Genomic DNA, 19,006 nt, shown 5'->3' with positions numbered 1-19,006 from the left:
AAATATTCTCTTCCTGTTATTTTTTTATTAGCTTTGCGGGACACAAATGAAAAATTCACTCTTACATGAAAAAACAATTATTGATGATGGGAATGCTTGCTTTGTCAGGTATGTCATTCGCTCAAACAGACCGTTTATGGACCAGAGGATCCCTGAAGACCCCTTCACCTGTCTTTAAAAACGTAGCTGATATTGACAATCCAAGAATATACAAACTGGATATCCATGCATTAAAAAATATATTATCAAAGGCCAGCCAAAGAACTGCAGGTAGTAAAAAGTCAGACATTCTTATTTCCTTTCCTAATTCTAAAGGAGAAATGGAAGACTTTCAAGTTATCGAAAATTCAAATTTTGATCCTGAACTGGCAGCAAAATACCCGGATATCAAATCGTACACCGGCGAAAGTATAGATAAGACCTCCAGTGTTTTTTTCAGTATCTCTTCCTTAGGTCTTTCATCAATGGAAATTTACAGTGATAAATCAGCCGTTTTTATTGAACCGTATACACAAGATTTATCTTCTTACATCGTATATAAAAAATCCGATAGAAAAGACAACTTAAATACTTTTGAATGTACAGTCCTTGAATCTGCACAAAAAGGATCAGCAATTTCTGCAACAGCCAAAAATGCAAATGATGCTACATTAAGGACATTCAGACTGGCTCTTTCATGTACAGGAGAATATGCCGGATATTTCGGAGGGACAAAAGCTCAGGCTCTTGCAGCGATGAATAATACCCTTACCCGTGTCAATGGTATTTTTCAAAATGAATTTGCCGCAAGAATGGTCCTTATCCCCAATAATGATGCCATCATTTATACCAATGCTGCGACAGATCCTTATTCACCTTCTGCCCAGATGGAAAACTGGAATTTTCAGCTTATGAATACGTTAAGTTCAACTATTGGCAATGCCAATTTTGACATTGGGCATCTGTTCGGAAGAGACGGCGGTGGCGGAAATGCAGGATGTATCGGTTGTATATGCAGTGATGATATGTCTACCTATGTCTACCAGGGAATTACATATCCCAATGCTTACAAAGGAAGCGGATATACCTCACCTTCTAATGGAATTCCGTCGGGAGATTCGTTTGATATTGATTTTGTTGCCCACGAAATGGGGCATCAGTTTGGCGGAAACCACACGTGGTCCTACACTACCCAATCCGGTTTAAAACCCGTAGAACCGGGATCAGGATCCACCATTATGGGCTATGCAGGTATTACCAACTTTGATGTTCAGAAAAAATCTGATCCGTTCTTTCATGCGCTAAGCATTGAGCAGATCACCAACACCATTAAAGCGAATACATGTTCTGTAAATACTGCTACAGGAAATTCAATTCCAATCGCAGATGCAGGTTCAGATTATACGATACCTAAAAGCACTCCTTTCATGCTAACCGGATCGGGAACAGATGCAGACGGTGATCCTCTGACTTACATCTGGGAGCAAATGGATAAGGGAAGTTCTACTGAGACCGGTTTTAGTTCGGCTGCGGTAGAAACTAAAATCAATGGTCCTTTATTCAGATCATGGACCCCGAGTACTTCTCCTATACGATATTTTCCGAGAATGTCCAGTGTTTTGGCGGGACAAACGATTACAGCTGGCGATGAAATCAATGTAGAAGCTTTGCCATCCGTAGCACGAAATTTAAACTTCAGATTTACAGTACGTGATAACAAAACAGGAGGCGCAGGAAATAATTCAGACGACACCAGGATTACGGTCTCAGGGGGAGCAGGACCATTTATTGTTACTTCACAAAATACACCTGTAACTTATACGGGCGGAAGTTCCCAAACCGTCACCTGGAATGTAGCAGGAACGACGTCCAATGGTATCAATGCTACCAATGTTGATATTCTTTGGTCTACCGACAGTGGCAATTCCTGGACAACACTTGTGTCCGGGATCCCCAACAACGGGATGCGTGCCGTTACAATTCCGGATGCTTCTACCACTTCAGGAAGGATTATGATAAAAGGGAGTCACCATATTTTCTTTAACGTTAATACTGCTGATATCTCAGTTACACCATCCGATGGAAAACCTATAACGGGTGATTCAGGTTCAGGATCGTCGGAAATTAATCTTTATCCTAATCCGGTGCAGGATATCCTGACCGTTACCAACATCACTGATTCAGCATATAAAATTTATGATATGTCAGGCAGACTCGTAAAAGAAGGAACACTCCAAAACGGAACTGTACGCGTCAGTGACCTGGCAAACGGCATTTACCTCATTCATCTTGATCAGTTTAGGAAAAAATTCATTAAGAATTAATCATATCAAATTATATCATGTACACAGGCTGCTTCTTTTGGAGGTAGCTTTTTTATATTGCGGTTACTTATTTATTGAAATTAAATAAAATAAATACTAAGCATTCATATTATTCAATTATAACATATATTAAATTAATAATCAAAATTAAATTAATTATTACTATTTATTTGATTAAAATAATTCTATATCTTAATTTTTTAATTTAAATTTACACTTCAATATTTTTCTGGTATTGTACTGTTCATCCCCGGGAGCATTTAAAAGCATTATGGCGGCTTGTAATAGTACTGTCTTATTTATTATGTGATTTCATAATCATTCTACCAGAATTCTCGCGTAAAAGCTGCTTAATAAATCGTTTTTATCAGCAGAGCATAATCAACACCTCAAAAACGGATTACGAAAAGACAGGGAAAAGTGAATGTTTTTCAATTAATAACGGTTGTCAATGTGTGTCTGAATAATGTTCTCTAAGATTTTTAAACTATTAAAATTTTACATATGAAACATTTATTGAAGTACTTTTTTCTTGTAACGGTGACATTCTTTTCTGTAGCCTGCAGCTCGGATAATGATGAGGTTATCGATACAAACCCCGTTAAAATCGTATACTACAAAAATGCAGATGAATTTGCATTAACGTATGACTCGAAAGGAACAGTCAGTCAATCTATCAGAAATCAGGCATTTGATTTGTACAAACAAGGAAAATGGGGCGAACTTGAAGCTCTTTTTAAGGCTAACCAACTAAACGGAGGATGGCCGCCGGCAAATGGAGGATACAATATTGTCGACGATGTTCCTTTATCAGCAGGCCAAAAATTTGACAGATACAGCGGAGCGGTCGGAGCATATAACGGATCCGGAGTTCCTACATTGGGAGGAAGTTTTACCAGCCCTATCATCAACGGATATGTGTACACATTCACGCAAAGAGCCCTTAATCAACCGGAAAACAGCTATGATTTTTACTATGAGATCGATGTATTGAATAATTCCTTATCTTTTAAGTCGCAAACAGCTGATATTATTCCATGGTTTGGCCAAACCGGTAACGGAAAGCAAACTATGTGGAAAATCCCTATTGATATCACAACGGGATACCCGAAAACATGGAACAAATTAGCCGAAGAAGGATATATAAAAGTCACCATTAAAAAAAGTCCCAGCGGGAAATATAACAATTTAGTAGGTACTGTCATTCAGTCTTAAATAAAATCAAATGTATTCAATATCAAAAAAAATAAGCCTAGGTAAAAAAGCACTTGTAGCAAAAAACGTTTTCACAAATGAAGAAACCTCTCCATCCGTTGTCACCCAATTTATTTGTTGTGACTGTAATCATGAAAACAGCATTGAAATCATTCCCTATACTTCAGGATTTCCCATTTTTCAGATTTATGACAGAGATCATGTACTCTCAAAAAGTGAACTTTTAAATAATAAAATGGTTTCTGAAACTTCCCCACGTATGATTCACTTTGGAGAGGTGACGGTAGATGATCTACCCAGTTTATATTTTGGAACGGCCTGTAAAACCTGCCATTCAAAATACATCTGTGTCTTTGGATATGGTGAAAAGCAACCGGGCTTAACCATTCTGAATATTTCAGGAATATGGAAATACAAAGAATTGTAATGATTTATTTTTGAATACTGACAATAAAATAAGTTCTAAGTATAAAATCCACAATCTCAGGTTGTGGATTTTCTTATAAAAAGTAATTTACCCTGTGATTGCCCATATTCCTACATTTCATAGCGTGACATTTCAAAATTTACAAATCGTTTTCTATCTTTGTAGGAAATAAAAAAATTCATGGATAAAATTGATAGTCTGAACCAAGTAGCAGAATTCCATACTACTTTCAAAGCCCCTATTTTAGATACCCCGCAAATTCCTTCTCCCGAAAGATGCAACCTTAGAGTAGAGCTTTTACAGGAAGAATTGAATGAGCTTAAGCAGGCGATTGCAGATAATAATATTGTAGAAATAGCGGATGCTCTGTGTGATCTTCAATATGTTTTGAGCGGTGCTGTGCTTGAATTCGGGCTTGGCAACAAATTTGTAGAACTATTCAACGAAGTTCAGCGTTCCAATATGTCGAAAGCATGTGATAATGAAGAACAGGCAAAGGAAACTGTTGAATTCTATAAAGCAAAGGAAGTGGAATCTTTTTATGAAAAGTCAGGAGAAAAATTCAATGTATACAGACAGGCGGATCATAAAGTATTAAAAAATAAATACTACTCTCCTGCTGATTTAAAATCAATCATCGAAAAATAAATATGAAAAAATTTGTTACCCGTTTTGTTGCCGTTTCAAGTCTTTTTTTGCTGCTCAGCAAGTGAGTGCCCAAAAGGTAGTTATCAACCGCGAAGTTGATTCTCAGAAAGACGGTAAAATGCTTCTGGGACATCAATCTAAATCACAGTTTCTGAAAGCTCCCTATGCGGACTGGTATGTGAAAGAACATGACGAATATGCTCTTGACCAAAAAGCCATCAGCGAGCTGAAAAAGGAAAAGATCGGTTTATATGATATTATCGTTTTCATGGGAACATGGTGCGAAGACAGTCATAGAGACTTCCCAAGGTTGATGAAAATATTGGAAGAAGTAGGCTATCCGGATAGCAAATTAACCATCATTGCTGTTAATCGTAAGAAGGAATCTCCAACGGGTGACGAAGGACTTTATAATATACAGAAAGTACCTACCATCATTCTTAAAAAATATGGCCATGAAGTAGGAAGAATTGTAGAGATGCCCACTTCAGGATATATCGAAAGAGATCTTGCAGAAATTTTGAAAAAGAACGACACTTCCGTAATCAAAGAAATTTTTAAATAGATTTTGAGAAATTATAAAGTTATCATATCATTTGTAGCCGGTGCGGGAGCAGTTTTGCTTTTGTTCTTTGGCCTGAAATCCTGTTTAAATCTTGGCGGAAAAACGGAGAAGTCAGATTATTATATTCTGACCAACCAGATTGCCAAAATGAATAAGATGGTAGTGATGGAACAGAATATCTCAAGCATGCAGAAAACCAAAATGGGCTACGAAGTATTTGGGAAGGAAGTTTCAAGCAATAGCATTATCACCTATACCAAAACCAATGCACAGGTTTCTTATGATCTTAACAAAATGAAGATCGAAGTGGATTCCATCAATAAAAAATTGGTTATTACAGAACTTCCCGATGCCGATATCAGAATCACTCCAAGTGTCGAAATTCAGTCTTTAGATGATTCTTTCTTCAACAGAATTTCTGAAAAAGATATCAAAGGAGTAACGGAAAAGGCTAAAGAAACTGCGGTTAAATCAATTGACCAAAATCAATTGAGAACTGAAGGACGTAAACAATTAATGGAAAATCTTGATAATATTTTTGTTTTGGCAAAGGCTTTGAATTATACGATAGAAGATAAAACCGGAAAGATCGGTATTCTTGGACTCTAAAAATTCAGGTTATGAACTCAAAAAGTATCACAAAGAAAGAATCTGCGAGTAGCGCAGAAACAAAAAAACAGAATCAGGATTTCCAGAATATTCCTGCGTCATCAAAGAAAACCAACCCACCTGATATTGATAAAGAAGATGTTCAAAAGGCATCTAAAAACAAATCAGGAAAAACGGATAATACAAAAGATTAAATATCACAGAAGGATTTGTTACGTTGAGATTGCTTGCAATAACAATGTTGAATAAAAAGCGAAAGGTTCTGTCTCGTACGAGGCAGAACCTTTCTTCTAACTATCTATCTAAGTGAACTATAATTGATCTATACGATGGTTGATTTCCCGATTTTTACATTTTCAAAATTATAATAAGATTTTTCAGAATATCTGATATGATCCGCAATAAAGCTTCCTACCTCGCTAGTAGAATAATATTGCTTGGTATTAAGATCAATAGTGACATACTTATTTTCAATAGCATGTTCTACCGATTGTCTCAGCTTATCTGCGGCAGGCTTCAGGTTAAGATGATCCAGCATCATCGCTACACTCAGAATGGAAGCAACCGGATTCGCGATCCCTTTTCCTTTCGCTTGTGGATATGAACCGTGGATAGGTTCAAATAAAGCATTCTTCTCTCCTACAGAAGCAGACGGAAGCAATCCGATTGAACCGCCGATAACACTTGCTTCATCAGAAATAATATCACCAAACATATTTTCTGTCAGGATCACGTCAAATTGTTTTGGGTTAAGGATCAACTGCATTGCTGCGTTGTCGACAAACATATAGTCTAATTGTACATCAGGATATTCCTGTGCAATTTCCTGACAGATCTTTCTCCATAATCTTGAAGTATCCAATACATTAGCTTTGTCAATAAGCGTCAGCTTTTTATTTCTCTTCTGAGCCTCCTGGAATGCCATGTGGGCAATAGGAAGAATATCTTCACGGCTGTATTTGCAGATGTCATAAGCATAATTCCCTTCAGGATCTGTAAATTTTTCTCCGAAATAAATTCCGCTCACCAATTCCCTGAATATCTGGATATCGGCACCTTCAATGATTTCTCTTTTCAACGGGCTTTTCTCAATCAGTGAAGCATAGGTTTTCAAAGGGCGAAGATTGGCAAATAATCCTAATTCTTTGCGGAGCTTTAATAAACCTTGTTCCGGTCTTACCTTCGCTTCGGGATTATTGTCAAAAGAAGGATCTCCTATCGCTCCGAAAAGAACGGCATCAGATTCTCTGCAGATTTTCAAAGTCTCTTCAGGAAGCGGATCACCGGTTTTAAAAATAGCATCCGCTCCAATCAATCCATAATCAAATTGAAACTTATACTCAAAAACTTCTGCGATGACATCTAATATTTTGATGCTTTCGTTAATAATTTCCGGGCCAATTCCGTCTCCCGGAAGTACTGCAATTTTAAAATACTTGTCGCTCATTTTTTTTCTGTGTTTTTAGTTCAAATTCAGTAATCGCCTGTTTTTTGCTGATTAAAAAATCAATATCATCATACCCGTTTAAAAGGCATATTTTTTTATATGAATCGAGCTCAAAGGTTTCAGTGGTATCTTTAAAACTGATAGACTGCAATTCTACATCAATAGCTATTTGATTGTTTGGGTTTTCAGTGATTCCTTCCAGAATTTCCTTTAAAAAACCTTCGGAAACCTTTACCGGAAGAAGCCCGTTATTCAGAGCATTCCCTTTAAAAATATCAGCAAAATAACTGGAAATGATAACTTTAAATCCATAATCGGTTAGTGCCCAGGCGGCATGCTCCCTACTGCTTCCACATCCGAAATTATTTCCTGCCACCAGAATTTCTCCGCTGTATTTTGGATTATTAAGAACAAAATCTGCATTCGGTTCACCGGTGTGAATATTGAATCTCCAATCCCTGAACAGGTTTTCTCCAAACCCTTTCCGGTCTATACTTTTAAGAAACCTTGCCGGAATAATCTGATCTGTATCTATATTTTCCGCAGGCAAAGGAACTGCAGTCGATTTTATTATAATTAGTTTTTGCATGTAATTTTTCTGTTTAGTTTAAGCTTTCAAAAGCTGATATTCTACCTTCAATTGCTGCTTTCGCTGCTGTAAGCGGGCTTGCAAGTATTGTTCTGGCACCCTGCCCCTGCCGGCCCTCAAAATTCCTGTTGGAAGTAGAAACACAATATTCTCCTTCAGGAATCTTATCATCATTCATCGCCAGACATGCTGAACATCCCGGCTGACGAATCTGAAATCCCGCGTCACTGAATATTTTATCCAGACCTTCTTCATAAATCTGTTTGGCCACCTGCTGCGATCCCGGCACGATCAGTGCTGTTACTGCTGCCGATTTTGATTTCCCTTTAATATACTGAGCTGCAGAACGGAAATCTTCAATTCTTGCATTGGTACAACTTCCTATGAATACATAATTAACTGTAATATTAGAAGGAGTTTGCCCGGCTTTCAAGCCCATGTATTGCAAGGCTTTTTCTTCTGATTCATTTTGCGGTACCGGAATCGTTTCACGAATGGAAATTCCCATCCCCGGATTTGTCCCATAGGTGATCATCGGAAAAATATCTTTTGCATCAAAGCTGAGTTCTTTATCAAAAGGAGCACCTTCATCTGTTTTTAATGTTTCCCAGTATGCCACTTTCTCCGCCCATTCTTCTCCTGACGGTGCATATTTTCTTCCCTTCACATATTCAAAAGTGGTAGCATCAGGTGCTATCATTCCTCCTCTAGCTCCCATTTCAATACTCATATTGCAAACAGTCATTCTTCCTTCCATGGACATTTCTTCGAATACATTTCCTGCATATTCACAGAAATAGCCTGTTCCTCCGTCTGTTCCTATTTTTGAAATAATATAAAGAATGACATCTTTAGGCTGTACATTTTCATTGAGCGTCCCGTTAACGGTAATTCTCATTGACTTTGGCTTATTAAGCAACAGACATTGGCTGGCAAAAACCTGTGCCACCTGACTTGTTCCGATCCCGAAAGCAATGCTTCCGAAAGCGCCGTGTGTAGAGGTATGACTATCTCCACACACAATGCTCATTCCGGGTTGAGTAATTCCCAATTCAGGAGCAATAATATGGACAATACCCTGGTATTGATGCCCTAAACCAAATAACTCTATATGATTTTTTGTACAGTTCTCTGTGAGTTGCTGAACCTGATTTCTTGACAATTCATCTCTGATCGGCTGATCCTGGTTCAATGTAGGTACATTGTGATCTGCGGTGGCTACAATCTGCTCCGGTCTGAATATTTCCAGGTTCCTTGATTCCAGTTCTGCAAATGCCTGAGGGCTGGTTACCTCATGAATCAGGTGTTTATCAATATATATAATTTGCGGTCCATCGGGAACACTTTCCACTACGTGAGCATCCCAGACTTTATCAAAAAGTGTCTTTTTGTCTTTGTTCATTTTACTTTTATCTTGATTTAAATCAAACCCTATCCTATTTTTCTGCTGAAGGCATTCATCATCAGGTTGAGATCATCATTACCGATCTCTTTTTTCATATCGGCAACTTTTAAAAACTCTTCATATAAATAATCAAGCTCATTTTTGGTAACCTCATAGCCGATATGCTTGAATCTGTAAGCCAGAGCAGAACGTCCGCTTCTTGCCGTCAGAATAATGGAGGAAGTATTTACTCCAACTTCTGCAGGATCGATGATTTCATAAGTTTCCCTGTTTTTAATGACCCCGTCCTGGTGAATTCCTGAACTGTGTGCAAAAGCATTGGCTCCTACAATCGCTTTGTTGGGCTGCACAGACATTCCCATCAGGTCAGAAACCATCTGGCTCATTTCGTTCAGCATCCTGGAATTAACATTGGTATGGAGGTTCAGGTCTTTATGCTGCTTCAGAATCATGACGACTTCTTCCAACGCTGTATTTCCTGCTCTCTCCCCAAGTCCGTTGATGGTACATTCTATCTGCCGAGCTCCATTGATTGCTCCGGCAATAGAATTGGCAGTGGCCAGTCCAAGATCATTATGACAGTGACAGGACAACACCGCTTTTTCGATACCTTTTACATTTTCTTTAAGGTATTTTATCTTTTGTCCGTATTCTTCAGGCAGGCAATATCCCGTAGTATCGGGAATATTTAGTACTGTAGCTCCGGCTTTTATAACAGCTTCGCATACCTGAGCCAGATATTCATTATCTGTTCTTCCGGCATCTTCAGCATAAAATTCTACATCTTCTACATATCTTTTGGCATATTTTACTGCTTCTGCTGCGCGTTCTATGATATCTTCTCTTGTAGAATTGAATTTATATCTGATGTGGGAATCTGAAGTTCCGATTCCCGTATGTATTCTTGGTCTTTTTGCAAATTGTAAAGATTCCGCTGCTACATCAATATCTTTTTTGTTGGCTCTTGTCAATCCGCAAACTCTGGCATTTTTCACGAGTTTTGAAATTTCAGAAACAGATTCAAAATCTCCCGGACTGGAAATTGGAAATCCTGCTTCAATGATATCAATCCCTAGCTCATCGAGCCTTTCAGCAATAATCAGTTTTTGTTCCTTATTCAGTTTACATCCCGGAACCTGTTCCCCATCTCTCAGCGTGGTATCAAAAATTTCAATTTTTTCGGAATTCATAAATGAAGTTTTTTACTTAATTTTGATCCAAAACTACAGCTTGTAATATTTTTCGATTTTCCTCTTTTTAGAAAATTACAATATTCAACTGTTTGAAAAACGAACATATTTACCTGATAATTAAATATTTAAATTCCAAAAATTTACAATGGCAGAATTGCAGAAAGATTTTTTGTTTGTATTGGTAAAGTCATTGACCACCTCTGAAAAACGTCAGTTTAAGTTGTATGTAAACCGTCTCGGGATTAACGTAGATGCCAAGTTTCTTTTGCTGTTTTCCGAAATGGATAAAATGAAAGAATACGACGAAAGTATCATCATTGAAAAAAGATTTCTACAAAGCAGCAACTCTCAAATCTGAAAGCGCACCTCTATAAGCAGATTCTTGTGAGCCTCCGCATGAACCCGAGCCATCAAAACTATAGAATTCAGCTTCGGGAACAGCTTGATTTTGCTAATATTTTATATCAAAAAGGGCTTTACAGACAGGCTTTAAAAATTTTAGATAAAACGAAACAGACAGCACTTGAACTGGATGAGAAAAGTATTGCTTCCGAAGTAATCGACCTGGAAAAAGTAATTGAATCCCAATTCATTACAAGAAGTTTTGAAGGCCGTGCTGATGAGCTGATCAGAGAGTCCCAGGAACTCAGTAGGCAGAACCGGTATACCACAAAACTATCCAATCTTTCCCTGAAATTATACAGTGAAATGCTAACTCACGGTTATGTAAAAAATGATACTGATCGCGAAGAAGTTATGAATATTTTCAATCAGGAGATCAAAAAAATTAGGTTTGAAAATCTGAATTTTACAGAGAAATTATGGTATTTTAAAGCCCACGTATGGAAAAACCAGCTTCTCCAGGATTATAAATATACCTTAAAGTATGCTTATCAATGGGTGGATATGTTCCATAAAAAGCCTGAAATGATTTTCAGTCACCCTGTATGGTATATTAAAGGAAATACTTATCTCTTGAAGATCCTGTTTCTATACGGAAATATTGATATTCTTGAAGAACATTTTGAAAATTTCAGTAAAACAGTACATGCTGAAAGTTTTGCCCAAAATGAAAATCTGCAATCGTTGATCTTCCTTACTCATTCGAATACATTGATGAATATTCACTTCGTCAAGGGTGAATTTTTCACAGGCACCAAGCTTATTCCCGAAATAGAACTTAAAATGGAAAAGCTTCGCGAAAGAATCGACGAACACCATTTTATGATTTTATATCTTAAGATGGCTGCCATGTTTTTCGGAAGTAAAATGTACAAGAAAACGATTCAGTATTGTATGAGGGTTATTGAATCAAAAGGAAATGTACAGGAAGACCTGCTGTTTCACACAAGAATTCTGATTTTAATGGCTAAACATGAATCTGGAAATGATGAAGATTATGATGAATTTGTGGCCTCGACCCTGAAATTTGCCAAAAAGATGAAAAAACCGGAAGACTTCCATTTTGAGAGTATTCAATTCTTTAAAAATCTTAACAATCAGGTTTTAAACCAACAGCAGAAGGCGTTTGAAGTTTTTGATCAAAAGCTTGAAGAGTTTTCTCATAATGAATATTACCGAAGGTCATTGTTTTATATTGACATCCACGGATGGATACAATCAAAAGTTCAAAACGTAGATGTAATTGAAATCATTAAGCAAAAAGTAAAGTATAAAAGAAAAAATTAACAGGCCTCTGAAATCGATTGTAAGAGTAGTATTCCTGCGGAATGACAACATAATGTTAGTTCATAAATATAGGTGATATTAACTTATATTGTCGTTCCTCAGGAATATAAACAATGCTATCCAGGCGATTTTATTATGTACTCAATCAATTTATTGGCAGATTTTTTCTATAAAATCCAATGCATTTTGATGGCTTATTTTTTCTGCTAATTTATGGGAAAATCTTTCTTCTATTTCTTTATTGATGGTCGGATATACCGAAGCATCAGCATGTTCAGGAAAAAAGAACGGATGACGGGAAGTGTCCGGATGATCTTTCCAGTAAAAATAATCTGCACCGTAAGCTATACTGTCTTCACCTCCGAGATCAAGCGCATACTGTATATGATCGTAGAGCCTTTCAGGATGTTCAAGATCAACATAATCCTTGATGAAGTTAAGCCCGATTAGTCCTTTTCTTCTGATCACTTCTTTCGCTAATTCATCGGGAAGATTCCTGTTATTCCTGTAGACTGCCCTGTAATTGGAGTGGCTGGCCAGAATAGGAATTGAATATCCTTTTTGATCAGCATAGTTAAAGATATCATGAGCCAGCTGGTCGCTGGTATGTGCCAAATCAATCGCAATGTTTTTATCCGCAATATAATCCATCAGGACTTTTCCATCATCTTTTAGTTCTGCCGATGAATTATTGCCGCCTCCGAATCGGTTTTCAGTATGATGGGTAATTCCTATGTATAAAATCTTTTGTGTGTTTTCAATGATTGTCTCTAGCTTTTCAAAACCGGAATCCAGATTTTCATTTTCATCACAAAAAGATGATGCATTTTCTATAGAAGCAATTACTCCTACCCGATTTTCATTTTTTTGTTCTTTATAATTCTCATTGTTAAAAAGGAAAAAATTTTTATTCTCCAACAATCCCGGAAACAACTGGCTTTGTTGCAATCCATACTGCGTACTATCCTTCCCAGTTCCCGAATAAATGGCCATTACCTGAAGTTTTACATTTCCTTCTTTCAGGTAAGGCAAAGAACATCCTATTTCCCTGTCATCAATACTTGTATTCGTTCTTAATAAATGATATAGGAGATCACAATGTAAATCAATATTTATCATAATTGGTATTTATATTTTTCACTTAAATCTAGAGTTTGCCAGGTCTTTCTATAGCGTTTCAGAGATTCTTTATCAGGAAATACAGTGCCTCCGGATCTTATATTGCTGACAATATGAATCATAGCCTGTGTCTTTTTTAAGACTTTCCGAAAAGATTAAAATACTATTATTAATGTTCTTTTGTCATATTAATAATAAGTGGAAATTATTTAAAATATCTATCGACTTTAAGATGTTTTTGTAATGCAATGATGTCAAAAACTGCACTCTGCAATTGGTGGCATCGTTCCGTGAAATATTATGGGTAAAAGAGCAACCTTTATTCTGTTTGTAAATTATTGATATATCGCAATTTAAAAACAAAATAAAAGCAAGATAGTAAACATACCTGTTATTTTGCCATTTTCTTCATCCCGTCTTGTATCATCACACACAAAACTTTAAACATAAAATTCTTTGACAGGATTATATTAATTATCATTCTAAAATAGATGTTGATATAGTATATTATGTAAAAAATGCGTATTTTTGCATCTTAAAATTTCTTAGTAAACAATGATAAAAATTACACTTCCAGACAATAGTGTCAAAGAATTCGAAGGAGCAGTTACTCCTCTAGATGTGGCAAAATCGATAAGCGAGGGATTGGCTAGAAATACCATTTCCGCAATTGTTAACGGTACACAGGTAGAGACGACCACCCCTATAACCACGGATTCTACGGTACAGCTTTTGACCTGGAATGATGATCTTGGAAAGAAAGCTTTCTGGCATTCTTCTGCCCACCTTTTGGCGCAGGCGATCCTTGAATTTTATCCTAATGCTAAGTTGACTATCGGTCCGGCTATTGAAAGCGGATTCTATTATGACGTAGATTTCGGGGATGAAAGTTTATCTGAAAAAGATTTTGAAAAGATTGAAAAGAAGATCCTTGAAAACGCTAAAAAAGGATCAACCTTCTCTCTGTACCCGGTTTCTAAGGAGGATGCTTTAAAAACCTATGCAGACAACCCTTACAAAGTAGAGCTGATCACTAATCTGAACGATGGTGAAATCACTTTTGTAACACATGATAATTTCACAGACCTATGTCGTGGAGGACACATTCCGAATACAGGAATTGTAAAAGCCGTTAAAATTCTGAATGCTGCAGGAGCTTACTGGAGAGGAAATGAAAAAAATCCTCAGCTGACAAGAGTATATGGTATTTCTTTCCCTAAACAGAAAGACCTTACTGAATATCTTGAAAGATTGGAAGAAGCCAAAAGAAGAGATCACAGAAAACTAGGTAAAGAACTGGGAATTTTTGCATTTTCCGAAAAAGTAGGTGCCGGTCTACCCTTATGGTTACCAAAAGGAACTGCTTTAAGAAGAAAACTGGAAAATTTCCTTTCTGATGCTCAGAAAAAAGGAGGTTACGAGTTTGTAATGTCTCCACACATCGGAGCAAAAGAATTATATGTAACTTCCGGTCACTGGGATAAGTATGGAGAAGACAGCTTCCAACCGATCAAAACTCCAAATGAAGGAGAAGAATTCTTATTGAAGCCAATGAACTGTCCGCACCACTGTGAGATCTATAAGACTTCACAATGGAGTTACAGGGATTTACCAAAAAGATATGCAGAATTCGGGACAGTATACAGATATGAGCAAAGTGGAGAGCTTCACGGCCTGACAAGAGTTCGTGGGTTTACTCAGGATGATGCTCACCTGTTCTGTACTCCGGACCAGCTTTCTGAAGAATTTGAAAAGGTAATTGACCTTACCCTTTATGTATTCAAGTCTCTTGGATTTGAGGATTTTGTGACTCAGGTATCACTAAGGGATCCTGAAAACAAACAAAAGTATATCGGTTCTGATGAAAACTGGGAAAAAGCGGAAAGTGCCATCATCAATGCGGCTCAAAAGAAAGGCTTAAAAACTGTAATTGAATACGGTGAAGCAGCGTTCTATGGTCCTAAGCTTGACTTTATGGTGAAAGATGCTTTAGGAAGAAAATGGCAATTAGGAACAATCCAGGTAGATTATAACCTTCCGGAAAGATTTGATCTGCACTATATCGGAAATGATAATGAGAAGCACAGACCGGTAATGATCCACAGAGCTCCTTTTGGTTCTATGGAACGTTTTATCGCTATCTTGCTTGAAAATACAGCAGGTGACTTCCCGTTGTGGCTAAGCCCTGATCAGTTTATTATTCTACCAATCAGTGAAAAATATGTAGATTATTCAAAAAAAGTTTCACAATTTTTGGAAAATCACGATATTAGCGGTCAGATTGATGACAGAAATGAGAAGACGGGTAAAAAGATCCGTGATGCTGAATTGAAGAAGATTCCTTTCATGCTTGTGGTAGGAGAAAATGAAGAAAAAGAAGGCACGATTTCTGTAAGAAGACGTGGTGAAGGAGATCTTGGAGTAATGAAACTGGAAGATTTCGTTGCTTACTTTAAAAAAGAAGCAGCCATATAAATTTAAAATAAAAGATTGAAGGATTCGAAGGTTAAAATATTTTGGGAATCTTTCAATTTTTAAATATTTGAATCAATTAAATTTAGTAATTAACCAATAAAATTATAATACAATAGCACAAAGATTTAACAACAGGGGCCCACAAAGACGTCCTGTACAAGAGGACGCTCACTTGATCAACGATAAAATTCGTGTGAGAGAGCTTCGTTTGGTGGGCGATAACGTAGAGCCGGGAATTTATCCAATTGACAAAGCAAGACAAATTGCTGCAGAACAGGAATTGGATCTGGTAGTAATTTCGGATAAGGCAGAACCTTTCATTGCAAGAGTATTGGAATATAAAAAATTCTTATATGAGCAAAAGAAAAAGCAAAAGGAACTTAAGGCTAAGCAGGTAAAAGTGGTCGTAAAAGAGATTCGTTTCGGACCTCAGACTGATGACCATGATTATGAATTTAAGAAGAAGCATGCCGAAAAATTCCTTGAAGAAGGTTCAAAGCTAAAGACCTACGTATTTTTTAAAGGACGTTCGATTATCTTTAAGGATCAGGGAGAAATCTTGCTTTTAAAACTTGCTCAGGAGCTTGAGCATGTTGGTAAGGTAGACCAGCTTCCTAAACTTGAAGGAAAAAGGATGATTATGATGATGAGTCCTAAAAAACCAGCAAAATAATTCAATCGTTATTTAATATAAAAAAACCTCAAAGTGATTTGAGGTTTTTTTATATATGTTAGGTTTATTGAAAAGATATATTTACCCTTCAAAATCTCCACAATCATGTTCTTTAAAAAGAGGTAAAGCTTTTTTGGTGGTAAAAAAACGGGATAGTCTTTTATTTTTCAACTCCAGTTTTTTACCTTCTACAACCAGTTCGTAAACAGGAGCTTTATCTGTTTGTGTAAGAATATAAGTTCTTTCCGCCGTTTTCAGAATAGTTTTGTTTCCTTCATTGATAAAAGAAAAATCATTGATTTCAAAAGTGTCCTTTTCATCACAGACATTAGCCCATATTATTCTTTTGTTAGTTACTGATAAGTTGGCTAAATCACATGAATAGCAGTTTCCGGAAAACTCAACACCATATTTTTCATATACATTCTTGCTTTTTGTATCCAGTACATCAATAGGAACCAGTTCTGAAAAATCGGCCGGTATCACGTCATCTGAAATTTTATTTTTTTTGAGCACGGGAGTTGATGAAGTTTCTGTTTTGACCACTGTGGAATCTTCATTATTTTGCTTTTTTTCTGTTGATGTTGAACAGGAAGCTAACAAAACCATTGCAGCTGAAAAGGTGGTTATTACGTTTTTCATTGAATCTAAAATAATTTACGGTAGTTAATTTATTATTTGTAAAATTCTCCAAAATATACCATACTTTACATCCCTGTTTTCAGCTATTTATCGACCAAATTCATATATTTTGTTGGCTGCAGACCTGAATACTGATACATTTGCCCTTAAATATACAAAGTGAAAATCGTAAACCAATTCTTTATATCATCTGTGGTGGTTCTTGCAGGATGTAACCAGCAGAAGACAACATCAGATACCCACAAGGCGAAAACTGAAATTACGCAAAAAAAGATAACACTAGCCGATTTTAAAAGAATAAAAGGTGTGGATAATGTACAGGATGTACCTTTTCAATTATTGACCAAACTGGATTCTGTACGGTTTTTTGTAGCTCCGGATCAAGAAGCCGCACACCTGAAAGTGGCGTACAATAAACTCGATAATTACTACGGATTTGAAGAGTTTGATGACTTCTACTCTATTCATTACAGCATTAATAATACTATTTCAAACAGCATTGAAGCATTTGTGCTGAAATCAGAATTCAAGGCAGCATTTGAACTTACTTTAAAAGATGTGGATCTTTATGCCATCAGAAGCAGTACTTTCAAGGAATCGGATGATTTTAAAAATAAATCTTTTAAGAAATTCGGTAGTATTTCTGAGATTTCAGAACAAGAATTTACAGCCAGCTCAAAAAACCGGATCGATGAAACATTGGTGAAAAACCCGAATATAAAACTGCAGGGCGACAATTGGACATACCTTGCCAATAACAGAAAAGAAATCATTACACAAGACGAAAATGTATCTACAGAAACCGGACCTCTTGCCAATGAGTATGTAGGACGATCGTCTTTCTTAGACCTGGAGGTTTTCAAAGAAAATTCTGACGAAGTTTTAGATTCTTACTATTCTTTTTCAACGTAAAAAATGCAATCACATTTGAACTAAGTACAAACGGCTATCCCCAGATTCTTCCCACTAAAAGCTGGGTTACCTGCATCTCTTCCAATAATGATGTGGGAAGTGATTTTATGATCGCCCAATACTCACCGCAAACTAAAAAACAGGAAAATCTTTTGTATGTGAATTTTACCAGCTTCAAAATAGCTGATGATAAGAAAGCATTCTGGATAGATCATGATACTTTTTTTTGCCGAAGTTTATCCCATAAACTCAGCTGTTGCAAAAGGAAAGAAGCAAAAGTCTGCTTTCATAAAAATTAAATTGAATGACCATCTGTTTTAAATACGCCGGGTTATTGGAATCTGAGTTTAAAATAATATAAAAACCCCTGAAATCAGCGAGTGTTTAGAGGGATAAAGTCTGATATCTTTGCCCCAGTTATTATAAAGATTAACAATGAAAAAAATAAGTTTAACACTCCTGTTTTCTTTACTGGGTACAATGATTTTTGCCCAATCGTTAAAAGTAGTTATTAAACAAGACGGAAAGGTAATTGAGCCAACCAACGATGTATATGATCTGAAAAAGTCGCCTTTCCTGTTTGAAGTCACAGCGAATAACCTTGAAGGTTTTTTAGTAGGTACCACTACGAATAAAGATATTTATGGCGCTGCGCTGGGTGTTTATAATGCCGAGGTACCTTGGTTCCAGAGTACGGGTATGGCAGAGGAACTGTATAACAAAGACAAGGAAATGTTTCTGATGGATCAGGCACCGTCATATTGGTATTATACGGATGCTAAAGATCACAGATTTGATAAAAATCCTAAAGGTAACTCAAAACAGTGGACTGCTACGCGTACTATTACAAGGTTTTATGATGTAATGGTAGATCAGCCTGTCCATTTAAAAGATATTGACAGCAGAGTGTATATTTTGATGTATGAGCCTGCTTATAATGATGAGTATGATTTAACCGGAAAGAAAAACCTGTTCCAGGCGGCATTGCGATTCAAAGATTAATCATGACACACCTAATTATTTGATTATATATAGAAAAGGTCTGCTTTTACGATGTAAGCAGGCCTTTTTGTTGGTATCATACATAAAATGGGT

General features: G+C 36.6%; 15 protein-coding genes and 3 pseudogenes. 12 read left to right on the top strand and 6 right to left on the bottom strand.

All coding sequences use genetic code 11. The features are described 5' to 3' along the window. The first annotated feature begins 65 nt into the window (after positions 1-65). From H3Z85_18695 to H3Z85_18665, 7 genes and pseudogenes are all read left to right on the top strand, one after another. Positions 66-2,303 (top strand): T9SS type A sorting domain-containing protein, encoded by a 2,238-nt coding sequence (locus H3Z85_18695; protein QPQ51313.1) that lies wholly within the window; start codon positions 66-68, stop codon positions 2,301-2,303. 504 nt (positions 2,304-2,807) lie between these two features. Then, positions 2,808-3,518: a glycohydrolase toxin TNT-related protein gene (locus H3Z85_18690; GenBank protein ID QPQ51312.1), complete on the top strand. Its 711-nt coding sequence runs from the start codon at positions 2,808-2,810 to the stop codon at positions 3,516-3,518. A 10-nt stretch (positions 3,519-3,528) separates the two neighbouring features. Continuing rightward, on the top strand, positions 3,529-3,945 hold the full coding sequence (locus tag H3Z85_18685; protein ID QPQ51311.1) for a hypothetical protein: 417 nt from the start codon (positions 3,529-3,531) through the stop codon (positions 3,943-3,945). Positions 3,946-4,125: 180 nt separating this feature from the next. Next, positions 4,126-4,593: a nucleoside triphosphate pyrophosphohydrolase family protein gene (locus H3Z85_18680; GenBank protein QPQ51310.1), complete on the top strand. Its 468-nt coding sequence runs from the start codon at positions 4,126-4,128 to the stop codon at positions 4,591-4,593. 2 nt (positions 4,594-4,595) lie between these two features. Further along, positions 4,596-5,158, top strand: a pseudogene (locus tag H3Z85_18675) (thioredoxin family protein). Positions 5,159-5,161: 3 nt separating this feature from the next. Then, a complete protein-coding gene (locus H3Z85_18670; protein QPQ51309.1) occupies positions 5,162-5,767 on the top strand; it encodes a DUF4230 domain-containing protein in 606 nt (201 codons plus the stop codon). Positions 5,768-5,778: 11 nt separating this feature from the next. Beyond that, on the top strand, positions 5,779-5,961 hold the full coding sequence (locus H3Z85_18665) for a hypothetical protein (GenBank protein QPQ51308.1): 183 nt from the start codon (positions 5,779-5,781) through the stop codon (positions 5,959-5,961). Positions 5,962-6,089: 128 nt separating this feature from the next. On the opposite strand, the gene leuB is transcribed toward H3Z85_18665, so the two are convergent. From leuB to H3Z85_18645, 4 genes are read right to left on the bottom strand one after another with little or no spacing between them, the layout of a single operon-like run. After that, entirely contained in the window at positions 6,090-7,214 is a 1,125-nt protein-coding gene (gene leuB / locus H3Z85_18660) for a 3-isopropylmalate dehydrogenase (protein ID QPQ51307.1), read from the bottom strand. Next, the gene (gene leuD / locus H3Z85_18655; protein QPQ51306.1) at positions 7,195-7,803 is read right to left on the bottom strand and encodes a 3-isopropylmalate dehydratase small subunit; all 609 of its coding nucleotides are present in this window, start codon (positions 7,801-7,803) and stop codon (positions 7,195-7,197) included. The genes leuB and leuD overlap by 20 nt, the downstream gene beginning before the upstream one ends. Before the next feature lie 13 nt (positions 7,804-7,816). Further along, on the bottom strand, positions 7,817-9,205 hold the full coding sequence (gene leuC / locus H3Z85_18650; GenBank protein QPQ51305.1) for a 3-isopropylmalate dehydratase large subunit: 1,389 nt from the start codon (positions 9,203-9,205) through the stop codon (positions 7,817-7,819). Positions 9,206-9,234: 29 nt separating this feature from the next. Continuing rightward, positions 9,235-10,398, bottom strand: coding sequence for a 2-isopropylmalate synthase (locus H3Z85_18645; protein QPQ51304.1), 1,164 nt, complete (start codon positions 10,396-10,398; stop codon positions 9,235-9,237). A gap of 148 nt (positions 10,399-10,546) precedes the next feature. On the opposite strand from H3Z85_18645, the pseudogene H3Z85_18640 reads away from it, so the two are divergent. After that, a pseudogene (locus H3Z85_18640) lies at positions 10,547-12,090 on the top strand (hypothetical protein). 150 nt (positions 12,091-12,240) lie between these two features. Here the strand turns inward: H3Z85_18640 and H3Z85_18635 are convergent. Beyond that, positions 12,241-13,209, bottom strand: coding sequence for a membrane dipeptidase (locus H3Z85_18635; protein ID QPQ51303.1), 969 nt, complete (start codon positions 13,207-13,209; stop codon positions 12,241-12,243). 555 nt (positions 13,210-13,764) lie between these two features. On the opposite strand from H3Z85_18635, the gene thrS reads away from it, so the two are divergent. Continuing rightward, positions 13,765-15,684: a threonine--tRNA ligase gene (thrS, locus tag H3Z85_18630; GenBank protein QPQ51302.1), complete on the top strand. Its 1,920-nt coding sequence runs from the start codon at positions 13,765-13,767 to the stop codon at positions 15,682-15,684. Between the two features lie 172 nt (positions 15,685-15,856). After that, positions 15,857-16,357: a translation initiation factor IF-3 gene (locus H3Z85_18625; protein ID QPQ51301.1), complete on the top strand. Its 501-nt coding sequence runs from the start codon at positions 15,857-15,859 to the stop codon at positions 16,355-16,357. Between the two features lie 81 nt (positions 16,358-16,438). Here H3Z85_18625 and H3Z85_18620 read toward each other — a convergent pair whose 3' ends face one another. Next, the gene (locus H3Z85_18620; protein ID QPQ51300.1) at positions 16,439-16,999 is read right to left on the bottom strand and encodes a hypothetical protein; all 561 of its coding nucleotides are present in this window, start codon (positions 16,997-16,999) and stop codon (positions 16,439-16,441) included. 159 nt (positions 17,000-17,158) lie between these two features. Here H3Z85_18620 and H3Z85_18615 point away from each other — a divergent pair. Next, positions 17,159-18,232, top strand: a pseudogene (locus H3Z85_18615) (resolvase). Positions 18,233-18,346: 114 nt separating this feature from the next. Next, complete coding sequence (locus H3Z85_18610; protein ID QPQ51299.1) at positions 18,347-18,913, top strand: hypothetical protein; 567 nt, start codon at positions 18,347-18,349, stop codon at positions 18,911-18,913. Positions 18,914-19,006: the final 93 nt, after the last annotated feature.

The sequence above is a fragment of the Chryseobacterium indologenes genome (assembly GCA_016025055.1).
Lineage (GTDB): Bacteria > Bacteroidota > Bacteroidia > Flavobacteriales > Weeksellaceae > Chryseobacterium > Chryseobacterium indologenes.
The sequence above is the reverse complement of the archived record's forward strand: the minus strand, read 5'-3'. Positions and strand labels throughout refer to the sequence as shown.